Genomic DNA, 20977 nt, shown 5'->3' with positions numbered 1-20977 from the left:
CGTCACATGAATATCGTATTACCTTGATTATATAAGATGAGGCCAGACGGATACGCTTCTGTTTTTGAAAATAAGGGGAACAATCTCTCTTTTGTACATATTTTCAAATTAATGTCATTATTTTAAGCACTAAAAAAGACCACGCACTCGATTGAGCCGTGGTCTCCCGTTTTAGCGTTGTTTCACGACGACCGAGCCGTAAGCCGGTACATCGACCGAGCCCGAGACGCGTTTAATCGTCTTCGTGCCCGCTTGTTTCCCATCGACGATGAGGTTCCATTGCCCGCTCGGCAATTTCACTTTGACCGTCTTGGCGTTGGCGTTGTGCGTGATGAACAAGTCTTTCTTCTGGCCAGGTGCTTTGTCATCGATCGAGTAGCTGATGACGTTCGCTTCGGCTTTGTAGAATTTCAAGTTTTTCTTCACGTCAACCGCTTTCGTCATGCGAAGACCTGGGTTGTCTTTACGCATCTCGATCAAGCCTTTCATGTACTGGACGTCCGCCTTACGGTCAGCGGCCCGTTTCCAGTCCATTTGGTTGATGCGATCCGGTGATTTGTACGAGTTGTGGTCGCCTTCTTTCGTGCGCATGAACTCTTGACCGGCATGGATGAACGTCGTTCCTTGGCTCGTCAAGAGAATGTTCGACGCGAGACGGTGCATCTTCGTGCGGTCCGCTTCCGACGTTTCTGGGTTCGTGAGTTCGAGCTTGTCCCAGAGCGTGTGGTTGTCGTGCGCTTCGACGTATGTGATCGCTTGCGTCGGTTCTTTCGTGAAGCCTTTGATGTCGGCGCTGTAGTCGATTTCGCCGACGATTCCCGTCTTGATGCGGTTCTCAAGGCCGGCTTTACCATTGATGAAGCCGTTGTCCGTGTCGACGAAGACACTGCCTTTCAAGCCGTCGCGGATGTTGTCGTTGAAGTGTGCGACGCCTGGCATCTTGTATGCGTTCTTCTGGTTCGCTTTCTTCGCCGGGTCGAGTGGCGTGCTGAGGTCCCACCCTTCGCCGAAGACGAGGATGGAAGGATCCACTTTGTTCAACGCCGAACGGACTTGGTTCATCGTCTTGACGTCATGGATGCCCATGAGGTCGAAACGGAACCCGTCCCAATGGTATTCTTTTGCCCAATAGACGACCGAGTCGACGATGAGCTTCTGCATCATCTTGCGTTCCGACGCGGTGTCGTTGCCGACGCCCGTTCCGTTCGCGAAGTCGCCGCCTTCAGTGTAACGATAGTAGTATCCTGGGACGATCTTGTGCAAGTTCGACGCCTGCGCATCGAACATGTGGTTATAGACGACGTCCATGACGGCGCGTAAGTTGTTGTCATGGAGGCCTTGGATCATTTGTTTCATCTCGCGAATCCGGACTTTGGCGTCATACGGGTTCGTCGAGTATGAGCCTTCCGGTGCGTTATAGTTTTTCGGGTCATACCCCCAGTTGTACGATGCATCCGGTTTCGTCTCATCGACCGAGGCCGTGTTGTAGTCGTATACCGGAATGAACTGGACGTGCGTGACGCCGAGGTCTTTCATATGGTCGAGGCCTGTCTTCGTCGCTGTCTTCTTGCCGTTGACGAGGAGACGTGTCCCCGGCTCGACGACGCCGAGATATTTGCCTTTGTTCGTGATGCCTGAGTCATACTTGTCTGACGTGACGTCAAAGATCGACAAGTCGCGGACGTGCGTCTCATAGATGATGGCGTCTGTCCGTTTCGCCAATTTCGGTTTCATCGAGTTCCAACGTTTCGGCTTCGTCTCGTTCAAGTCGACGACGACCCCTTGGTCCCCGTTCACACCGACCGCCGTCGCGTACGGGTCGACCGCGCGGACGCTGCCTGACGCGTGCTTGACGTTGTACGTGTAGCCAATGCCATCCAAGTCGCCGCGTACTTCAGCGACCCATGTGCCACGCTCGCCACGCTTCATCGAAATCGTCTTCTTCAAGTCTTTGTCTGAAGCAGGACGCGTTTTCGGCATGTTCCATAGTTCGAGCTTGACGTCTTGAGCCGTCGGGGCCCACAGGACGAACTGTGATTTTGAGTGCTTGTACGTCACGCCGAGCTTGCCGTCATAGGCGTACTTCGCATCGAACTCCGGTGAACGGAGGACGTCGCCCGCTTGGAGCACTTTATCTCCGAACGTCGGATGTTTCGCCGTGATGACCGCCGCCAAGTCGATATCGGCACTGAAGCGGACCGTGACCGATTTGTCGCCTGATTTCTCAACCGACTCGACCGTCGCACCTTCGACCGTCAATTCGCTCAAGAACGTCTCATCGATGACGCGGTTGAGCGTGAGCTCCGCTTGACGGAACGTGTCCGCTTCGAATGAGACGATTTTCGGTGAGCGATCGATCTCTGGTTCTGAGTAGTAGATTGTCGAATCGCCTTCGACGAGCCAAATCTCTTTCGCTGTGCTGAGCGCGAACCGATCTTCCCCATCTTTTTCGGCCCATTCCCCTTTTTTCGTGACGAGCCCGATGAGTTTCTTCGCGTCCGGGTTCGCGAACTTCACGTTCGCCACGCCACCGTATGCGTCCGTCTCATCGAAGTTGATGCTTTGCCCGTCACCACCGTCTGGCCATGTCCAAAGACCCCAGTCGGTATATGTATTGTCGTAACGGAAGTAATGAACTTTCATATCCACGTCCGTTGCTGCCGTCTCCCCGTCCGGGTTCGACGTATAGATCTTCGAGTCGCCTGACTTGATCCACACTTCGGCAACGCCGTCTTTGATCATATCGCTCGTGATGAAGCGGTCGTTCTCAGACCCTTTATCCTTCTCCCAGTTGTCCGTACGGACGATGAGACCGAGCTTTTCTGGTGAATCGACCGGGAATTCGTAGGCCGCCACCTTTCCGAAGTCGTCCTCGCCGTTGAAGGCGAAGGCTTTATTCGGGAAATAATCTGGGTTATTCGCCCAAAGCCATAAGTTCCAATCCGTTTGATTGTCCGGGGCCTCCTGATAGTGAACGACGACGAGCGTCGATTTGCCTTTATCGAGAGCGGACGATGACATCGGAAACATTGAGAATACTAGTGCAAACGTTAGCACAACTGCCCATACCTGTTTCCATCGCTTGTTGACCATGTGGGTCCCTCCTTGTAGCATCAATTTAGGAAAACGCTTACACAAAAATTGTAAACGTTTCCTTTTCGGAATACAATGTTTTTCTAGACAAACACCTAACGCCTTCCACTTTGCGCCATCGGTTGGGAAACCCCCTCTATTTTCCATTTGAAAAACGATTGCATTATTGGTCGATTGGACTATATATAGAAGTTAGGGGAGGAATTTTTAAAATATGTCACTTACGAACCTCATTAACAACTTGATCGCCAACGCCAGTCTGTTGCTGGTGGGCCTCTATATCATTTCGCGCCTCACGAAGCTGGGCGTGACGACGAAGCTCCCGCTCCGGCGTCAAGTCACCATCTCCTTCTTACTTGCCGGGCTATCGATTGTGATTACCCTCCACGGCGTGTTGTGGAACGCGCAAGCCGACTTTCAATACGGGTTTGTCCCCATCATCATGTCGGCGCTCTACTTCGGCCTGCCGGGTGTACGCATCACGTATGTCGCGAGCATTCTCGTTTTGCCGTTCATCTTGAGCGAGACGCTTTTGTTGATCACGTTTCTCGACTACACGCTCGCCGCATCGATTGCTGTCGCTTTCCTATGGTTCCGTGAACGAATCAAGCCGGCGCGGGACATCCGAATCGTCAATGCGATCAGCCTCGGATTCATCTCGTTGTTCTCGCTATTAAACGTCAGCAATTATAATCAAATCGAAACGTATGTGATGACGCTCCTCGCCTTCATCACCATCGGGTACTCGGCCGGATTCCTGCTCCATATCGTCTACGGGGGCATCCATAAAATCCAACGCTCGGAACGGCTCATCTCGAAATATAAAGAAGCGGCCTTCACCGACGCGTTGACCGGACTTGGCAATCGCCGCCGCTTCGAGGAAGAGATGAAGCGCGTCGACGAAGAAGTGATCAATGGAACGCAAGACGTCGCCTTGCTCTTCCTCGACATCGATCATTTCAAATCGATTAACGATACGTACGGCCATGATGCCGGTGATGCCATCTTGGTCGAATTAGGCAACCGGTTGACGAAAACCGCCCGGACCGATGACATGGTCTGCCGCAACGGCGGCGAAGAATTCTCGGTTTTATTGGCCGACTGCACGTTGTCGCAAGGGTTCGTCATCGGCAAACGCTATTTGCGGCAAATCGCCGAAACGCCGTTCTTATTGCCAGACGGATCGTTGATTGACGTCACCGTCTCCATCGGCATCGCCAGCACGTCAGAGTCCAAAATCGCCACGTCGAGCCAACTGATTAAAAAAGCCGACGTCGGCTTATATGTCGCCAAACGGAGCGGACGCAACCGACTCGGCAAGTGGAATGAAAAGAAAGCGAACTAACCCCTGATGCGCGGCATCAGGGGTTCATTAGAGTTTCTTCCATTCTTCTAACGCCTCTAAGGACCAACGATAGCTCAGCTTGAACGTTTCGTCCTTCTCATGCAACACCCGATAATATCCTGTTCCCCGCACTTCTCAGCACACAAAAAACGACGTCCGAATGATTCGGACGTCGTCTGTGTTAATTCCCGTATTTTTTAAACAGTTGATAGTTCTTGTTTCCGCCTGACAAGTTATAGACGTCGGTGAACCCGAGGTTACGGAGCACGTTTTGGGCCGCGTTCCCCGTCACACCGCCGTTGCAATAGACGACGGTCGGCTTGTCTTTGTCCATATCTTTGGCGGCCGCACGTAAATCACCAAGCGGGATGTTGACGGCGCAGTCGACACACGCCTTCTCGAACTGTGCCGCTTTGCGCGTATCGATGATTTGCATGTCCTCACCCGCATCGATCCGCTTTTGCAGCTCTCCCGGCGTGATGAGGCGAGCCGCTTTGTCCATACTGTTCGCGAGCACCATGCCCGTGTACATGACCGGGTCTTTCGTCGTCGAGAACGGTGGCGCATAAGCGAGATCGAGATGGAACAAATCATCGACTTTCGCCTTGAACGTGATCGCCGTGACGAATACGTCGATGCGCTTGTCGACGCCTTCAAAGCCGACGATTTGAACGCCGAGCAATTGGCGTGTCGCTCGGTCGCCGATTGCTTTAATCGTCATGTCTTTTCCGCCCATATAGGCAGGCTTGTCCGGTTTCGTGTTATGGAGCACTTCGATGTCGTATCCGAGCCCGCGGGCCTCACGTTCCGATAGACCGGTCTGCGCGACGGCTTGGCCGAACACCTTGAAGATGCCTGTGCCGAGGATCCCACGGTGTTCAAGGTCGCCCCCTGTGATGAGGTCACCAAGGGCACGGCCCATCTTGTTCGCCGTCGAACCGAGCGGACGCCAAATCGGTTTGCCCGTGACGAGCGAGAAACTTTCGGCGACATCGCCGGCCGCATAGACGTTCTTCACGTTCGTCTCCATCCGCTCATTGATGGCGATCGCACCCGTCTCGCCGATTGTGACACCGATCGATTTCGCCAGCTCCGTGTTCGGACGGACACCGACGGAGAGGATGACGAGATCGGTGTCAATTGTCTGGCCGCTTTCCGTGACAACGCGTTCGACATGACCATCACCGACGAGTTCCGTCACCGTCTCACCGAGCATGAGCTCGATCCCGTTCTTCTCGAGGTGATCCTCGACGCGACAAGCCATGTCTTTATCGAGTGGTGGCATCACTTGCGGGAAACGCTCGATGATCGTCACATCGATGCCGCGCAGTTTGAGCTGCTCGGCCATCTCGAGACCGATGAACCCGGCGCCGATGATCGTCGCGTGCTTCGGGTTCGTCGCGTCGACGAAGTTGCGCGTCGCTTCCGCGTTCTGGATGTTACGGATTGGGAACACGTTGTCCGAATCGACACCTGGAATCGGCGGGATGATGCTCGAGGCGCCTGTCGCGAGGACAAGGCGGTCATAGCTGTCCGTGAACGATTCGCCTGTCTCGAGGTTCTCGACCGTGATCGTCTGTGCGTCGGCATCGATTGCCGTCACGTTATGTCGTGTCATGACGTCAAGTTGATAGCGCTTCTTGAAGAACGCCGCATCGCGAGGCGTCAAATCGTCGCGCGACTCAACTTCGCCTCCGACATAATATGGAATGCCGCAACCTGAGTACGAGATATCGTAGTCGCGGTCGTAAATCGTAATCTGTGCGTCTTCATTGTTACGACGTGCTTTTGCCGCGACCGATGTACCGGCGGCGACTGAACCGATGATGACCAATTTCATAAAAAACACTCCTTAGTAAAATAGTAGGCTGATATATAGTCCGAGCAACGTGATGGCGAGCGTCGGGATCGTCAAGATAATACCGACTTTAAAGTATTGACCCCAACCGATTTTAAGCCCTTTCGTACGGAGCACGTGGAGCCATAACAATGTCGCGAGTGACCCAATCGGTGTGATCTTCGGACCGAGGTCGGACCCGATGACGTTCGCATAGATGAGCGCTTCCCGAATCTGACCGGTCGTATTCGTCAAATCGATGGCGAGCGCGTCAATCATGACGGTCGGCATATTGTTCATGACCGATGACAAGATGGCGGCCAAGAAGCCCATCCCGAACGTGGCGCTGAAGGCGTTCACGGCGAACCAGTCGATGAAGTTGGCGAGCACTTGCGTCAGTCCCGCGTTTTGCAGACCGTAGACGACGATATACATCCCGAGCGAGAAGAAGACGATCGCCCAAGGCGCCCCGCGTAGGACGGACCGAGTCGGCACGGCCGGTGAACGGTTCGCCATGATGAGGAAGAACAACGAGATGACGCCTGCGACGAGCGAGACCGGGATGCCGATGATGTCACTCGTGAAGTATCCGATGACGAGAAGTGCGAGCACGACCCACGACAAACGGAACATTTGATGGTCTTTGATGACCGAGGCCGGCTCGACGAGTTTCGATAAATCGTATTGCTTCGGAATGTCCTTTTTGAAATACAAATACAAGACGAGCAAACTTCCGGCCACGGCGAATACGTTGACGAACACCATCCGCGCCGCATATTCGGCGAAACCGATGCCGAAGAAGTCGGCCGAGACGATGTTGACAAGGTTCGAGACGACGAACGGCAGACTCGCCGTATCGGCGATGAATCCAGACGCCATGACATATGCCAAGACGACCGCGTCCGGCAGTTTGAGCGCCCGCACCATGGCGAGCACGATCGGCGTCAAGATGAGCGCCGCTCCGTCGTTGGCGAACAACGCCGCGACGAGCGCACCGAGCAACGTGATATAGACGAACAGCTTGACGCCACCGCCTTTGGCGATGCGGGCCATATGTAAGGCAGCCCATTCAAAGAATCCAATCTCGTCCAAGATGAGCGAGATGATGATGATGGCGATGAACGTGAACGTCGCGTTCCAAATGATTCCCCAGACAGTACCGACGTCATCCAAATTGACGACCCCAGTGAGAAGGGCGATGACCGCCATCCCCATCGCCGAGTAACCGATGCCGAGGCCTTTCGGTTGCTTGATGATGAGGAAGAGCGTCACCAAAAAGATAATACTAGCAATCCACTGCACAATGAGTTCCTCCAATAGTTCTCTATTTGTTTAGCAAGTCTGTTGCAAGCCGCGAAGCACGAGGCTGACGCCGTCTTCTGTCGACTCGACGTCGAGCGTGACGTTTTCCGCCATGGCTTCGGCGTCGTTCGCGACGGCGAACGTGAGGCCGTCGAAATCTTTGACGTCATCCGTCGCTTCCGGAGCGGCGACGACGAGACCGAGCGTCGGTCCACAGCACCCGGCTTCCGTACAGATGCGGACCGATTTCGTCGCTTCCTCGGCCAGTGCCGCTTTCATAAAGTCAATCGCTTCATTCGTGATGTTCATGTAACTTCCTCCTTTAGTAGTTGTGACAGTGCCGGGTAACCGACCGGCAGTTGTTCTTGCCATGCGAGTAACCTCGGGCGCGGATAGGCGCTCACACGCTCGAGCCAAGGCGCCTCGCTCGCGACTTTCGCCGTCAGCAACTTGCTCGTCACGTCGAGCGGTGTGAACGATTGGTTGACGACCCAGGCGAACGGTTGAATCTCGGCCCGTTCTAAGTCAGCGACGAGCCGCTCGGCTTCATACACTGGTGTCGCTTCAGGTAGCGTCGTGATGACGACGTGTGTCTGTTTCGGATCGCGCAGTTTCGGCAACAGGTCGCGAACCGCTTCCGGGACGACCCCGGTCGATCGTTCGAGTTCGCGGTGATAGCTCTCGGTCGCATCCAAGAGGAGAAGCGTATGACCTGTCGGCGCCGTATCGATGACGACGAAGCGGTCTTTCGCTTTCGCCACTTGATCGGCGAAGGCGCGGAAGACGGCGATCTCTTCGGTGCACGGCGAACGCAAGTCCTCTTCGAGCATCATGCGCTGCTCGTCGTTCATATCCCCCGCTTCCCGGAACACATCCATCCGGTACTTCTCGATCTCGACTTTCGGGTCGATCGCATCGACGGTGAACGTATCCGGGACGTCCAAACCGATCGTAAAGGCGACATGCGCGGCCGGGTCCGTCGTCGTCAAATGGACGGCGTGCCCCCGCTCACTGAGCGCGACGGCGACGAGCGAGGCGAGCGTCGTCTTGCCGACCCCGCCTTTCCCCATCGTCATGATGACGTTCGGTCCGTCCATCTCGATCTCGTCGACGAGACGATCGATGGATCCGTAACGGTTCGTGTCATAACGTGTATCCGGGACGGCGACCGTCTCTCCGTTCACAAAACGGCGGAGCGCCGGGACACCGACGAGGTTCTCATAGGCATATGGCAACGTGAACGTCTCGAGGTCGGCGACGCCGTCTGGAAGTTCGCGGAGCGCTTGTTGTTGACGCTCGATGAACCGTTTCGTATAGCGATCCGTCCCTTCTTTGACTGCGACGATGCCGTTGATAACGAGTTGCATCTGTTCGATCCCGATCGCGTGAAGTTCGGTCGCGGCTCGCGCCGCCTCGACGAGCGTCGACGTCTCGGGACGGGCGACGAGCAACAGCGTCGTTTCCTGGCTGTTGGTGAGCGTCTCGACGGCCCGTTTATACTGCAGTTGCTTATCGGCTAGGCCGGCGAGCGGACCGAGGCAAGACGCACCAGTCGTGTTCGTCTCTAAAAACTCATCCCACGCGCTCGGCAACGTCAACAACCGCAGCGTGTGACCGGTCGGTGCCGTGTCGAAGATGACGTGATCGTACGTCTCACGTGCCGACTCGGACGTCAACAGCTCGGTGAACTGGTCGAACGCCGCAATCTCGACCGTACAGGCACCGGACAGTTGCTCTTCCATCGACTGGATGGCCACGTCCGGCAACACGCCGCGATAAGGGCCGACCATACGTTCCATGTATTGTTGCGCTGCCTCTTCCGGGTCGAAGTTCGCGATAAACAAACCGGTTTCCGGGACGAGGCGCGGTGTCTCGTCAAGTTCCATCTCGAACACGTCCTGAAGGTTGCTCGCCGGGTCGGTCGAGACGAGCAAGACACGTTTTCCGCGGTCAGCGAGCGTCAAGGCGAGGCTCGACGCCGTCGATGTTTTGCCGACACCGCCTTTCCCGGTCAAAAATACGTAACGAGTCGGCTCGATTGTCGTGAAGTCAAAGCGATTCATTCTGACGCGCCTCCTTATTTTTTGAGCGTGATGCGAACTTTCGGTTTCTCGCCTTCTTGCGCGGCGAACGACTCGACCGGGAGTCCTGTCAATTCGGCAATCTCCTCGTTCGTCATATAGGCACCCCGTTTGACGATGTCCCCATCAACGACCGTGAGCGGAAGCGTCTCAAGCCCGTTCGCGATTGCAGCTTGGACATGGGCGTTCTCGACGAAGCGGTTCGGCTCGGAGGCGAGGTTATAACGGGCCACATCAAAGCCGCGTTGTTTCAATACGTAATGGATGGTCGCGATCCGCGTCAGTTCGGGATCAATCGACGGACCACACAGTCCGGTCGGGCAGCACATGGCTGGTTCGAACACTTCAAGTTTCATCGTTGACTCCTCCTTAAATCGCACACTCAGCGTCACAGTCACAACTCGCATCGACCGTCTCGATGTTGTCGAGCAGCTCGACGACGATCGCATAGAACGGGCTCGTCTCATTCAACCGATAGTGAATCCACTGCTTGTCGCGGCGTTCCAACAACAGCCCCGCTTGGCGCATCATCTTCAAATGACGGCTGATGGCCGGCTGCGAGATGTCGAAACAGTCGACAAAACTGCAGGCGCACTGCTCTCCTGCCTGCATTTGCTTGAGCATCGTCAAGCGGGTCGGGTCGGCGAGCACTTTGAGCACTTTACTTAAATCATCTACCGTATGCATCATCATTCTCCTTCTCTGTATAACAAATCCGTTATATAACCTTTACGTTATGAAATTACCATAGTTTTTCATTCGCGGCAATTGTCTTTTCAGAAAAAATCCGGTATGATGAAACACGTTGTGAAAACATGTGTCGGTCGAACGACTTCTTTCATATAATGCGGCGTTTGATCTTCGTGAGACTCGGAGATCAAAGTCAAAAATATATAGAGAGGTGTGTTCTTTTGGAAAAATTGAATACGATCAAACAAGATTGGCTCGGCAACGTCCGGGCAGACGTCCTTGCGGGGATTGTCGTCGCGCTCGCACTCATTCCTGAGGCGATCGCGTTCTCACTCATCGCGGGAGTCAACCCGATGGTCGGATTATACGCGTCATTCATCATCGCCATGGTCATCTCGATCGCGGGTGGTCGTCCGGCCATGATTTCGGCCGCGACCGGTGCGATGGCACTCGTCATCGTCTCGCTCGTCGCGGATCACGGTCTCGAGTACTTGCTCGCGGCCGGTATTTTGACGGGAATCATTCAAATCGCGCTCGGCTATTTCGGCATCGCCCGGTTGATGAAATTCATCCCGCGCGCCGTCATGGTCGGCTTCGTCAATGCGCTCGCGATTTTGATTTTCCAAGCGCAATTGTCGAACTTTGAAGGCGAGAGCTGGATCATCTGGGCCATCGTTGCCGCGTCACTCGCGATTATCTTCTTATTCCCGCGTGTCACGAAAATGATCCCGGCCCCGCTCGTCGCCATTGTCGTCATGACGGTGCTCGCCATCACGCTCGGTCTCGATACGAAAAACATCGGTGATATGGGAACGATCTCAGCAACGCTACCGGAATTTTTATTCCCGAACGTCCCGTTGACGTTTGACACGTTGATGATCATCCTTCCTTACTCGATCTCCCTCGCATTCGTCGGATTGATCGAATCGCTGTTGACGGCACAAATCGTCGATGACATGACAGGTACGGACTCGAACAAAAATCGTGAGTCGCGCGGTCAAGGGATCGCCAACATCATCGCTGGTTTCTTCGGCGGGATGCCAGGTTGTGCGATGATCGGCCAATCGGTCATCAACGTCTCGTCAGGTGCTCGCGGCCGTCTGTCGACGTTCGTCGCCGGACTCGCGTTGTTCCTCATGATCATGACGATGAGCGATGTATTGATGCTCATCCCGGTCGGCGCTCTCGTCGGTGTCATGTTCTTCGTCTCGTATGCGACGTTTGACTGGGGCTCGCTCAAAGCGATGCGTACCGCTCAAAAATCGGATACGGTCGTCATGCTCGTGACGGTGCTCGTCACGGTTGTCACCCACGACTTGTCACTCGGTGTATTCGCCGGGATCTTGACGGCAGCAATCCTCTTCGCCGCAAAAATCTCGAAAGTCGAACTCGATCGCAGTGTAGACGCCGATCGTGCCCGTTACATCGTGAACGGTCAGCTCTTCTTCGCCTCGACGTCTGAATTCGTCAATCAGTTCGATGTGACCGAAGACGCCGAAGCCGGTGTCAAACACGTCACGATCGACTTCTCGAATACCCATCTTTGGGACGACTCGGCCATCGGTGCCATCGATAAAGTCGTCTTCAAGTATCGCGAAGTCGGGATCGAGCCGGAACTATTGAACTTGAACAAAGATTCAGAGAAACTTCTCAATACGCTCGCGCTTCACTTGAAACAACAAGAAGCAAACGCTGGCCATTGATTTGGTCTCTACGGGAGTGGACATTCGCGTTCACTCCCATTTTTTTATCCATGGCTCTACAAAATCGCATATACTAAAAGTAGATTGTGTGAAAGAGGAGGACGTTTCAATGGGAAAGGTATTTTTAGCGGCAGACGGATCTGCCCACTCGAAGCGGGCGCTTGAGAAAGCGATTCAGCTCGCCAAGGCATCAGACGCATCGATTGACATCGTCCATGTCGTCAGCGCCAAAGAATCGAAAGAAGCCGCGCTCAACTCGACCGGAAAACTCGATCTCGAAGCGAAGCGAAAATTGATGTTACAACCGCTCTTCGATCAAATCGTTGCAGCCGGGCTCGAATATGAATATATCGAACTTCGCGGCGAACCCGACGTCGAGCTCGTCAAATACGCGAACCATCAGCCGTACGAGTACGTCGTCGTCGGTTCACGCGGACTGAACACGTTCCAAGAGTTCGTGCTTGGCAGCGTCAGCCATAAGCTTGCCAAACGCGCTCTCGCCCCGGTCATCATCGTCAAATGATGGTCACCCTTTCTCAGCCGAGAAAGGGATTTTTTCTGTTCCATACAGGAAATAAGTACTAGGTGTGGAATGGGATAGTGAACTCATTTATGAAGGAGGAACATAATTGGATATTGCCAACGACTCAAATTTATTGCTCATTTTATTACCTCTCCTCGTCCTGCAGCTCATCTTGCTCGTCGTCGCCTTGATTGACCTGCTCAAACGACAAGAGACGAACGGACCGAAGTGGGTGTGGCTCCTCGTCATCTTGTTCATCAACATCCTCGGCCCGATCGTCTACTTCCTATGGGGACGGACGAAACGATGAACGTCACCCAACTGACGAAACGATTCGGCACGTTCACCGCGCTCGACGACGTCAGCTTTTCGCTCCGACCGGGTTGCACGTCGCTCCTCGGGGAGAACGGGGCCGGCAAGACGACACTGCTCAACATGATTGCCCGCGTGACGACACCAACGTCGGGTCAAATCGTCGGGCACGACGCCATTCGTATCGGTTATTTGCCGCAGCGGCCAGCGCTCTATCCATCGCTCACCCCGGTCGAGACGATCCGTTATGCGGCCGAGTTGACCGGGGTAACGGGTGTCGACCCGGTCAATCTGCTGAAACGGGTCGGACTCGAGCCCGTCGATCGGCCAGCAGCGCACTTGTCCGGCGGCATGCGGCAACGGCTCGGCATCGCTCAGGCACTCGTACATGACCCGGAGTTGTTACTGCTCGATGAGCCGGTGTCGGCGCTCGACCCGCGCGGCCGCCGGGAAGTGCTCGACTTATTGAGCGACTTGAAGCGGGAGCGGATGATTCTCTATTCGACGCACGTGCTCCCTGACGCCGAGGAAGCGAGTGACTGGGTGCTCCTGCTCCGGCAAGGGCGCCTGCTCATGGAAGGGACCGTGACCGATTTGCTCGGTTCGAAGTCCTCGATCCAAGTCCGTCTGTTCAACGACGTCTTGACGGAAGAGGAATGGCGGACGCTCCCCGGTGTCAGTCACGTCACCCGCTCCGGGACGACGTGGGAACTCGAGACGGATGCGAAAGACGTGACGGAACGGGCGCTGCTCCAATTGCTCCTCGAACGTGGTCTCCGGCTCCAATCGCTCCATGTCGGGCATCCATCGCTCGAGTCACTCTTCTTGGAGGTGAACGCCTGATGAAACTGGCCATCTTCAAACAAGAGTGGAAAGAGTCATGGCGCAATAAGCGGATGATTTGGGTACCGATCGCCTTGATGTTGCTTGCGGCCATGCAGCCGCTCACGCTCTACTTCCTCCCGGACATATTAGCCTCGGGCGGCAACTTGCCGGACGGTGCGGTCATCGAGATCCCGACCCCGTCACCGGAAGAAGTGCTCATGTCGGCGAGCGAACAGTTGCGGCAAATCGGACTGCTCGTCGTCCTCTTGTCCGCCATGCATACGTTCAGCCACGAACGGTCGCTCGGCACGCTCGCCTGGCTCAAATCACTGAAAATTCCGGCCACGCGGATCGTCCTCAGCAAATGGGGACATTATTCGCTACTCGCCGTGATCGCGATCGGACTTGCCCAACTGAGTGCCGCCTACTACACGATCGTCTTGTTCGATTCGTTCAATGTCACCGATTTTTTGCTCGCGACCGGACTGCTCATGCTCCATTTCGTCGTCCAGCTGTCGATTTTCTTCATGCTTGCGGCGTTGCTCGAGAGCGGACTCGTCGCCCTCGTCATCACGCTCGGTCTCCACTTCATCATGTCGCTCCTCCTCGGTTGGCTCGAGTGGGATTGGATGCCATGGCGGCTCGGCTCGTTATCGGCCGAGGTGCTCATGGGCGAGAGTTTGCTCGTTTGGCCTATTGTCAGCGGCATCTTATTGATCGCCGCCACGTTGTTCATCGCCTCGAGACGGTTGTTGTTCATCAGCCGTTCATCTTGAGTTGCAAGCATCATGTGAAAGCCATCGGAAAATTCCGATGGCTTTTTAGGTACAACGAATCAAATTAAGAAATATAATTTCCTATTTATGTTACATATCATTGAATTAAAAATACAAAATGGTACACTTTCGAGTAAGTAGTGAAGCGCTTACATTTTAGAGGAGGAACTGTTATGAAGAAATGGATTGGCGGTCTCGCCGCCCTCACGCTCGTCACGTCATCAGTCGTATTGCTCGATGCCGATGCCAAGTCTGTCCCGAAAAAGCCGAAAGTCGAGCTCGGGGTCGACCGGTTGATGGACAATCCTGAAATCTTGGCGGGTAAACGAGTCGGACTGATCACGAATCCGACCGGGGTCGATGCCAACATGACGAGCATCGTCGACTTGTTCCACAACTCCGATGATTTCGAACTGACGGCACTGTACGGACCGGAGCACGGCGTCCGCGGTGATGCACAAGCCGGATCGACGATCAGCTCATACATCGATGAAGTGACGGGGCTTCCGGTGTATAGCCTGTACGGCGCGACGAAGAAACCGACGGCCGAGATGCTCAAAGACGTCGATGTGCTCGTCTTTGACATTCAAGACGTCGGCACCCGCTTCTACACGTACATCTACACGATGGCGTATGCGATGGAAGCCGCGGCCGAGAATGACATCCCGTTCGTCGTCCTTGACCGGCCGAACCCGCAAGGCGGGCTCCGCGTCGAAGGACCGGTGCTCGACCCGGCCTATTCGAGCTTCATCGGCCTCTATCCGATTCCACTCAAACACGGCATGACCGTCGGCGAGTTGGCACGCTTGTTCAACAAAGAATATCAGCTTCAGGCCGACCTCGAAGTCGTCAAGGTGAAAGGCTGGAAGCGCTCGATGTTGTACGAGGACACGGGACTCCCGTTCGTCATGCCGTCACCGAACATGCCGACGACGGACACGGTCAACGTCTATCCAGCGACCGGTTTGTTTGAAGGGACGAATCTGTCGGAAGGACGCGGCACGACGAAGCCGTTCCAGTTGATCGGTGCCCCGTACGTGAAGGCGCATGACTACGCCAAGACGTTGAACGGACTCGAGCTTCCGGGCGTCACGTTCCGCGCTGCCTCGTTCACACCGACTTTCTCGAAGAACGCGGGCAAACTGTCGCACGGCGTCGAAGTGTACGTCACCGAGCCGACGAAGTTCGAAGCGGTCAAGACCGGCATCGCCATGGTCAAGACGGCGCATGACCTGTATCCGGACGAGTTCGAGTTCCTCGCCAACGACTTCATCACGAAACTGACCGGGAACGCCTACGTGAAAGACATGATCCTCGCCGGCGATTCGCTCGAGGCGATCATGGACAAAGTCGACGCCGAGCGCGATGCGTTCTTGCCGATTCGGAAAGAGTATTTGCTGTACAAATGACAACCAGGCAGGCTCAACGGAGTCTGCCTCTTTTTGTAATCAAATGGTAATACCCATTATCGCCCTATTCAATATATTATATGGTTATATTATCGAAAAAGGAGCTTCCCATTTTGAAAAAACCTGCCTCAGTATTGCTCGCTGCCGCCTTGGCGACCGCGTTCACATTTACCCCGCTATCGACTTCGCTCACCGTCAATCCGACGACGGTCGAGGCGTCTTATCGTGAGACGGCCGTCAACACGAAAGGTTACGTCACGGGAATCAGTCAACTCAACGTCCGGAAAATACCGTCAAGCTCCGCGACAAGTTTAGGTAAAATTGTTCGGGACGGCACGATGATGGTCCGGACGTCATTCACGACGAACGGGGCAAGGTGGTACAAAATTCAATGGGGCACAGGTTACGCATACGTTCCGGCCGCATACGTCAAACTATCGACAGCCGAAGTCGCGTTCACGAAGGCGACCTACGTCGCCCCGTCGAGCGTCTACTTGAAGTCGCGTCCGCTCACGACCTCGCCGAACGTCGTGTTCCTCCGTCAAGGGATGAAGCTTGAGACGATCTCGTATCGATACACGGGCACGACGCGCTGGTATAAAGTACGCATCGGGACGAAGACCGGTTATATCTTAGCGAAGCACATCACGTTCAAAGCACCGGCGAGCGGCGTCTTGGCCGAGACGAATGAAGAGCGCCAGGCGGCCGGTTTGTCAGCGCTCTCCGCGTCGAGCGAGGCGAACCGCGTCGCCCAGGTCCGCGCGGATGAGATGGCACGGACGGGACAATTCTCCCACCAGCTCCGTGAGAACGGAAGCCTAGGGAATACGCTCGACGCCTATAACGTCAGCTATCGCGGTTGGGGTGAGAACATCTACATGGGATCGAGCGACCCCGCGCAAGCCGTCAGTGCCTGGATGAACTCGACAGGTCACCGCGCCAACATCTTGAACGAGAACTTCACGCATCTCGGTGTCGGCGCCGCTAAGAACGCACAAGGGTCGACGATTCACGTCCAAGTCTTTTTGACCAAATGAAAAACCGGGAAGTCGCATTGATTGCGACTTCCCGGTTTTTTAGCGGCGTTCGTCTTTCAGGCTTTCAAGGTTTTGCTGGGCTTGGCCCGTCTTCTCTTTGGCCGTCCCTTTCACTTGATCTTTTTGTCCTTCACGTTTGAGCGATTGATTGTCCGACGCTTTGCCGACCGCTTCTTTCGCTTTGCCTGCCGCTTTATCGATTAAGCCATCGACTTTTTTGTTAAGTCCGTCTTTCATGTAAATCTCCTCCTCGTGATATCATGTCTAATTCATGTACCACTCTGAGGAAAACTCAAACATAATGCTCTTTGACGAGCACCCGGAACCGGGGGCGGACGGTCAGCTCGATCGTCGTCACCGTGCGGTTCCGGTCCTCGTTCATGACAATCAATAGCTCGCCATGGTCGCGTCGATCCTCGAGTACCTCGACTTTCCCGACCGTTCGGAGGAGCTGATAATACAGCAACTCCCCCGTCGCGTCTTTCACGTTCACCTCGAACTCGTGATAACTTGGTGAGATTTTGAAGTAGAACGACTCTGTCCCGTTCGAGAAACGGAACACCGACTCGTCGTAATAAAACGGGAGTGTCGTGTCCATCCGTTTCGGCTCGACCGTACAAAACAACGCCCACGCCATCTCGTCCGGAAACTTCTCACTCGACTCTTCTTTATTGAACTGCCACTTTTTCATCGCGATCCCTCACTTCGACTTCCATTAATTGTCTGAATAATTCGACTATTATATTTTATTCGGCAACGGGTTCGGAAGTTCCTGCAAACGGGAACAAAACCTTGTACGCTATTTCACGTTCTTGAGTTGAAAGGAGTTGCGTCCACGTGTCCATCATCGCCCTCGATCACGTCACGAAACGGTTCGGCGAGACGATTGCCTTGAACGACTTTTCACTTCACGTCGAGGCCGGCGAACTGTTCGGCCTGCTCGGACCGAACGGGGCCGGCAAGACGACCGCCATCTCGGTCATGCTCAACCTATATCCGGCCGACAGCGGTTCAATCAAAATCTTCGACCACGCGATGCCGAAGGACGAACTGACGATCAAACGGCGCGTCGGCATCGTCCCACAGCACGTCTCCGTGTACGATCAGCTGACCGTCTTTGAAAACATCCAATTTTTCGCTGAGCTATATGGCTTCAAGCCGTCTGAAGCGAAACAAAAGACCGAGGCTGCCCTCGATTTCGTCGAACTCACCGCGCATCAAAAGAAACGTCCGCCGGAACTGTCCGGGGGGCTCCTTCGTCGTCTCAACATCGCCTGCGGCATCGTGCACGAGCCCGAACTCATCTTCATGGATGAACCGACCGTCGCCATCGATCCACAGTCGCGCAACACCATCCTCGAGAACATCCGCGAGTTGAATCGACGCGGGGCGACGATCATCTACACGTCCCACTACATGGAAGAAGTCGAAATGCTCTGCGACCGCGTCGCCATCGTCGATGAAGGGCGGATTATCGCCGAAGGGACACAAGACGAACTGAAAGACCAAGTCATGACGCTCGAGACGGCCCGCATCAAAGTCGACGCTCTCACCCCAGGCCTCCTCGAACGTCTCGAATCGCTCGAGCGAGTGAAGAAAGTCGATTACGAGGAACCGTTCCTCGAAGTGTCGCTCGAGAAAGACACCCCGCTCGCCCCGCTCCTTGACGTGCTCCATGACGAACGGGTCCGTTTCACCTCGATCACCGTCGACCGTCCGTCCTTGAATACCGTCTTTCTGGCTCTGACCGGCAAGACACTTAGGGAGTGAGTCCGATGAAACTATGGACGTTCATCAAATACGATGTCAAACAGCAACTGCGTGATCGCTCGACCATCTTTTGGATGCTCATCTTCCCAATCATTCTCATCTTCGGGCTCGGCACGATGTTGTCGGCCATCTTCAACAGCAACTTCTCGCTCCCGGTCACGGACGTCGCCTACGTCGAACAGTCGACCGACGACTATCGAGTACCGCTCGAGACGTTCCTCGCCGACGATGACATAAAAGAGTTTATCCGTCTCGTCCCGTATGACAGTCTGGCCGCGGCCGAGACCGGCGTGAATGACGGTGATGCCGACGTCACTCTCCACTTGGACGGTCCTGACGTGCGCTTACTGTACGAGGAACCGTCGACGATCGAGTTCGATGTGCTCGAGGCCGTGCTCCGGCAATATACGGACGTCGCCAATCAGCAAATCACACTCGCTGAGGCGGGCGTCTCCGCCCCTTTTACGCCTGAGTCGTTCATCGACAGTGAGAGCGTCGACTTGTCGGGCCGGACCCCGACGTCACTCGAATATTTCACCGTCACGATTTCCATCATGACAGCGCTGTTCGGCGCCTTCTACATCACGGGCATGCTCAGTGAGGAGCAACCGATGACGGGGAGCTATCTTCGGATCCAAGCCGCTCCCGTCAAACGAATCGAGTATCGCCTGGCCCGCAGCTTGAGCCGATACACGCTCATCTTCCTGCAACTTGTGCTCGTGTTTTGGTTCAGTCACTTCGTGTATCGCAGCTTCTCGCTCGACTACGTTCACTTCAGTCTATTGTTCGTCTCTTGGCTCGCCCTCGCTTTATACGGTACGGCGTTTGGTTTCTTCATCTCAAGCTTGCCCCGTATCTCGCGCGCGACGAAAGACGCGATCGTCAACGGGTTCGTCGCTATCATCATGATTCTCTCTGGCGGCTATGTCCCTGGTTTCGACCAAGTGACGCTGAGCGTCGTGCCGTGGGCTAAGTACGTCTTCATGCCGATCTTCATGCGGGAAGGGATGCTTCAGGTGCTCTTGCGCGGTGGAGACACGTCCGTGTTTTGGCAAAGTCTCGGTTGGCTCGCCATCCATCTATTCGTCTTTGCCGGGATCAGCCTGCTGTTATGGAAAGGGGTGAACCGCCGTGGTGCTATTTAGACATGTCGCCAAACGTATGCTCCGAAAAAAAGGGCTATGGGTGTTCACGTTCGTCTCCGTGTTCGGATTCGCCCTCATCCTGTCGTTCCTCAGCTCGACGTCCGCCTTGAACGCCTCGATTGGCATTCTCGACCGCGACGGCGGAACACTCGCCGGTCGTGTGATTGAAGAGGCGGGACGGTTCGGTTCGGTGACACCGCTCGAAACGGACGAGACGGATGAAGCGTTGCTACAAGGACAAGACATCGTCTTAGTGATTCCGGACGGATTCAGCGAGGCGCTCTTGGATGGCGAGACACCGCGATTGTCGTTCAGTGCGACCGAAGGGAGTGACGCCGCATTGATTGAACAAGCGCTCAATTCACACTTGTCCCGTGAGCGACAACTATTGATCGCAAGTGAGTTTGACGAGGAACGGTTCACCGAGCTCGCCGAACGTGAGACGGAAAACGGCTATACCCTCTCGAGTGAGCCGTTCCAACAGAGCGTGGCGACGACGGAGCGGACGCAGGCGTTCCTCGGCCTCTTGTCGTTCGTCATGATGTCGGCGTTCCTTCAGTTCATCCCGTTGTTCGTCGCCGACGACCGGGACGAGAAGATTTATTCGCGCCTATTTGCGGCCCCGGTCACGCCCCGGCGTTACATCGGTTCGCTGTTCGTGTCGTTTTGCGCGGTCGGGCTGCTCTACGTGCTCATGTTGCTCGCCTTCAGCGTTGTCCTCTATCGACAGGACATACTCGCGCACCTACCTGTCCTCACGCTGTTGTTTATCGTCTATTTATTCGTCTGTCTCGCCATCGGGTCGCTCATCGCCATCCTGGCGACGAACCGGGAGAAAGCGAATATTTGGCAAACGTCCGTCACGATGGCTGCTGCCATCACCGGCGGTGCCTTCATCAGTCTGACGTGGCTGCCTGATACGCTCCAGGTCGTCGGACGCTTCTTGCCGACGTACTGGTTCAATTACGGGGTCGCCCAAATGTACGAGGACCATTTCCCACTCCAATCCGTCCTCATCATGCTCGGGATGGCGCTCGTCATCTTCCTCCTCAGCGCCTGGACGTTGAAGAAACGGCCGCTCACATGAAAAAGGAGAGCCGCGATGGCTCTCCTTTTTATAATGCTTCAA

The 20977-nt window shown here is 55.1% G+C and carries 20 protein-coding genes; 11 read left to right on the top strand and 9 right to left on the bottom strand.

What is annotated here, in order from left to right:
- Positions 1-171: 171 nt before the first annotated feature.
- Positions 172-3093, bottom strand: coding sequence for a type I pullulanase (gene pulA / locus KNP78_RS08635; protein ID WP_251128505.1), 2922 nt, complete (start codon positions 3091-3093; stop codon positions 172-174).
- Positions 3094-3307: 214 nt separating this feature from the next.
- Between pulA and KNP78_RS08630 the strand changes: the two genes are divergently transcribed.
- Positions 3308-4438, top strand: a complete 1131-nt coding sequence (locus tag KNP78_RS08630; RefSeq protein ID WP_034778795.1) for a GGDEF domain-containing protein — start codon at positions 3308-3310, stop codon at positions 4436-4438.
- A 181-nt stretch (positions 4439-4619) separates the two neighbouring features.
- On the opposite strand, the gene KNP78_RS08625 is transcribed toward KNP78_RS08630, so the two are convergent.
- The 6 genes from KNP78_RS08625 to KNP78_RS08600 are packed head-to-tail and all read right to left on the bottom strand — an operon-like array spanning position 4620 to position 10345.
- Complete coding sequence (locus KNP78_RS08625) at positions 4620-6278, bottom strand: FAD-dependent oxidoreductase (RefSeq protein ID WP_214823668.1); 1659 nt, start codon at positions 6276-6278, stop codon at positions 4620-4622.
- 12 nt (positions 6279-6290) lie between these two features.
- Entirely contained in the window at positions 6291-7577 is a 1287-nt protein-coding gene (locus tag KNP78_RS08620; protein ID WP_214823666.1) for an arsenic transporter, read from the bottom strand.
- Positions 7578-7607: 30 nt separating this feature from the next.
- Positions 7608-7886: a Fe-S cluster assembly protein HesB gene (locus KNP78_RS08615; protein ID WP_214823664.1), complete on the bottom strand. Its 279-nt coding sequence runs from the start codon at positions 7884-7886 to the stop codon at positions 7608-7610.
- On the bottom strand, positions 7883-9640 hold the full coding sequence (gene arsA / locus KNP78_RS08610; protein WP_214823662.1) for an arsenical pump-driving ATPase: 1758 nt from the start codon (positions 9638-9640) through the stop codon (positions 7883-7885). The genes KNP78_RS08615 and arsA overlap by 4 nt, the downstream gene beginning before the upstream one ends.
- A gap of 14 nt (positions 9641-9654) precedes the next feature.
- Complete coding sequence (arsD, locus tag KNP78_RS08605; protein ID WP_214823660.1) at positions 9655-10014, bottom strand: arsenite efflux transporter metallochaperone ArsD; 360 nt, start codon at positions 10012-10014, stop codon at positions 9655-9657.
- 13 nt (positions 10015-10027) lie between these two features.
- Positions 10028-10345, bottom strand: a complete 318-nt coding sequence (locus KNP78_RS08600; protein WP_052090154.1) for an ArsR/SmtB family transcription factor — start codon at positions 10343-10345, stop codon at positions 10028-10030.
- A gap of 224 nt (positions 10346-10569) precedes the next feature.
- Here KNP78_RS08600 and KNP78_RS08595 point away from each other — a divergent pair, with 224 nt between their 5' ends.
- From KNP78_RS08595 to KNP78_RS08565, 7 genes are all read left to right on the top strand, one after another.
- Positions 10570-12051 (top strand): SulP family inorganic anion transporter, encoded by a 1482-nt coding sequence (locus KNP78_RS08595; protein WP_052090155.1) that lies wholly within the window; start codon positions 10570-10572, stop codon positions 12049-12051.
- A 109-nt stretch (positions 12052-12160) separates the two neighbouring features.
- A complete protein-coding gene (locus tag KNP78_RS08590) occupies positions 12161-12574 on the top strand; it encodes a universal stress protein (RefSeq protein ID WP_034778808.1) in 414 nt (137 codons plus the stop codon).
- 106 nt (positions 12575-12680) lie between these two features.
- Positions 12681-12884 (top strand): PLD nuclease N-terminal domain-containing protein, encoded by a 204-nt coding sequence (locus tag KNP78_RS08585; protein ID WP_084592848.1) that lies wholly within the window; start codon positions 12681-12683, stop codon positions 12882-12884.
- Entirely contained in the window at positions 12881-13729 is an 849-nt protein-coding gene (locus KNP78_RS08580) for an ABC transporter ATP-binding protein (RefSeq protein ID WP_034778809.1), read from the top strand. The genes KNP78_RS08585 and KNP78_RS08580 overlap by 4 nt, the downstream gene beginning before the upstream one ends.
- Positions 13729-14487: an ABC transporter permease gene (locus KNP78_RS08575; RefSeq protein ID WP_034778811.1), complete on the top strand. Its 759-nt coding sequence runs from the start codon at positions 13729-13731 to the stop codon at positions 14485-14487. Before KNP78_RS08580 ends, KNP78_RS08575 begins: the two co-directional genes overlap by 1 nt.
- Before the next feature lie 173 nt (positions 14488-14660).
- Positions 14661-15896 (top strand): exo-beta-N-acetylmuramidase NamZ family protein, encoded by a 1236-nt coding sequence (locus tag KNP78_RS08570; protein ID WP_034778813.1) that lies wholly within the window; start codon positions 14661-14663, stop codon positions 15894-15896.
- A gap of 113 nt (positions 15897-16009) precedes the next feature.
- Positions 16010-16933: a CAP domain-containing protein gene (locus tag KNP78_RS08565; RefSeq protein ID WP_034778815.1), complete on the top strand. Its 924-nt coding sequence runs from the start codon at positions 16010-16012 to the stop codon at positions 16931-16933.
- 39 nt (positions 16934-16972) lie between these two features.
- Here the strand turns inward: KNP78_RS08565 and KNP78_RS08560 are convergent, their stop codons facing one another.
- Positions 16973-17170: a CsbD family protein gene (locus KNP78_RS08560; RefSeq protein WP_034778818.1), complete on the bottom strand. Its 198-nt coding sequence runs from the start codon at positions 17168-17170 to the stop codon at positions 16973-16975.
- Between the two features lie 55 nt (positions 17171-17225).
- Positions 17226-17624 (bottom strand): hypothetical protein, encoded by a 399-nt coding sequence (locus KNP78_RS08555; RefSeq protein ID WP_034778820.1) that lies wholly within the window; start codon positions 17622-17624, stop codon positions 17226-17228.
- Between the two features lie 146 nt (positions 17625-17770).
- Between KNP78_RS08555 and KNP78_RS08550 the strand changes: the two genes are divergently transcribed.
- The 3 genes from KNP78_RS08550 to KNP78_RS08540 are packed head-to-tail and all read left to right on the top strand — an operon-like array spanning position 17771 to position 20935.
- A complete protein-coding gene (locus tag KNP78_RS08550; RefSeq protein ID WP_034778822.1) occupies positions 17771-18703 on the top strand; it encodes an ABC transporter ATP-binding protein in 933 nt (310 codons plus the stop codon).
- A gap of 5 nt (positions 18704-18708) precedes the next feature.
- The gene (locus KNP78_RS08545) at positions 18709-19848 is read left to right on the top strand and encodes an ABC transporter permease (RefSeq protein ID WP_235420211.1); all 1140 of its coding nucleotides are present in this window, start codon (positions 18709-18711) and stop codon (positions 19846-19848) included.
- Complete coding sequence (locus KNP78_RS08540) at positions 19835-20935, top strand: ABC transporter permease (protein ID WP_214823658.1); 1101 nt, start codon at positions 19835-19837, stop codon at positions 20933-20935. Before KNP78_RS08545 ends, KNP78_RS08540 begins: the two co-directional genes overlap by 14 nt.
- Positions 20936-20977: the final 42 nt, after the last annotated feature.

The sequence above is a fragment of the Exiguobacterium sp. s28 genome (genome assembly GCF_018618135.1).
GTDB lineage: Bacteria > Bacillota > Bacilli > Exiguobacteriales > Exiguobacteriaceae > Exiguobacterium > Exiguobacterium mexicanum_A.
The sequence above is the reverse complement of the archived record's forward strand: the minus strand, read 5'-3'. Positions and strand labels throughout refer to the sequence as shown.

What these genes read in the sequence shown, in the direction of transcription:
- arsD (WP_214823660.1), bottom strand. Translation starts at nt 10,014, where the DNA reads ATGAAACTTGAAGTGTTCGAACCAGCCATGTGCTGCCCGACCGGACTG.
- KNP78_RS08625 (WP_214823668.1), bottom strand. Translation starts at nt 6,278, where the DNA reads ATGAAATTGGTCATCATCGGTTCAGTCGCCGCCGGTACATCGGTCGCG.
- pulA (WP_251128505.1), bottom strand. Translation starts at nt 3,093, where the DNA reads ATGGTCAACAAGCGATGGAAACAGGTATGGGCAGTTGTGCTAACGTTT.
- KNP78_RS08560 (WP_034778818.1), bottom strand. Translation starts at nt 17,170, where the DNA reads ATGAAAGACGGACTTAACAAAAAAGTCGATGGCTTAATCGATAAAGCG.
- KNP78_RS08590 (WP_034778808.1), top strand. Translation starts at nt 12,161, where the DNA reads ATGGGAAAGGTATTTTTAGCGGCAGACGGATCTGCCCACTCGAAGCGG.
- KNP78_RS08570 (WP_034778813.1), top strand. Translation starts at nt 14,661, where the DNA reads ATGAAGAAATGGATTGGCGGTCTCGCCGCCCTCACGCTCGTCACGTCA.
- KNP78_RS08615 (WP_214823664.1), bottom strand. Translation starts at nt 7,886, where the DNA reads ATGAACATCACGAATGAAGCGATTGACTTTATGAAAGCGGCACTGGCC.
- arsA (WP_214823662.1), bottom strand. Translation starts at nt 9,640, where the DNA reads ATGAATCGCTTTGACTTCACGACAATCGAGCCGACTCGTTACGTATTT.
- KNP78_RS08580 (WP_034778809.1), top strand. Translation starts at nt 12,881, where the DNA reads ATGAACGTCACCCAACTGACGAAACGATTCGGCACGTTCACCGCGCTC.
- KNP78_RS08630 (WP_034778795.1), top strand. Translation starts at nt 3,308, where the DNA reads ATGTCACTTACGAACCTCATTAACAACTTGATCGCCAACGCCAGTCTG.
- KNP78_RS08545 (WP_235420211.1), top strand. Translation starts at nt 18,709, where the DNA reads ATGAAACTATGGACGTTCATCAAATACGATGTCAAACAGCAACTGCGT.
- KNP78_RS08575 (WP_034778811.1), top strand. Translation starts at nt 13,729, where the DNA reads ATGAAACTGGCCATCTTCAAACAAGAGTGGAAAGAGTCATGGCGCAAT.
- KNP78_RS08555 (WP_034778820.1), bottom strand. Translation starts at nt 17,624, where the DNA reads ATGAAAAAGTGGCAGTTCAATAAAGAAGAGTCGAGTGAGAAGTTTCCG.
- KNP78_RS08600 (WP_052090154.1), bottom strand. Translation starts at nt 10,345, where the DNA reads ATGCATACGGTAGATGATTTAAGTAAAGTGCTCAAAGTGCTCGCCGAC.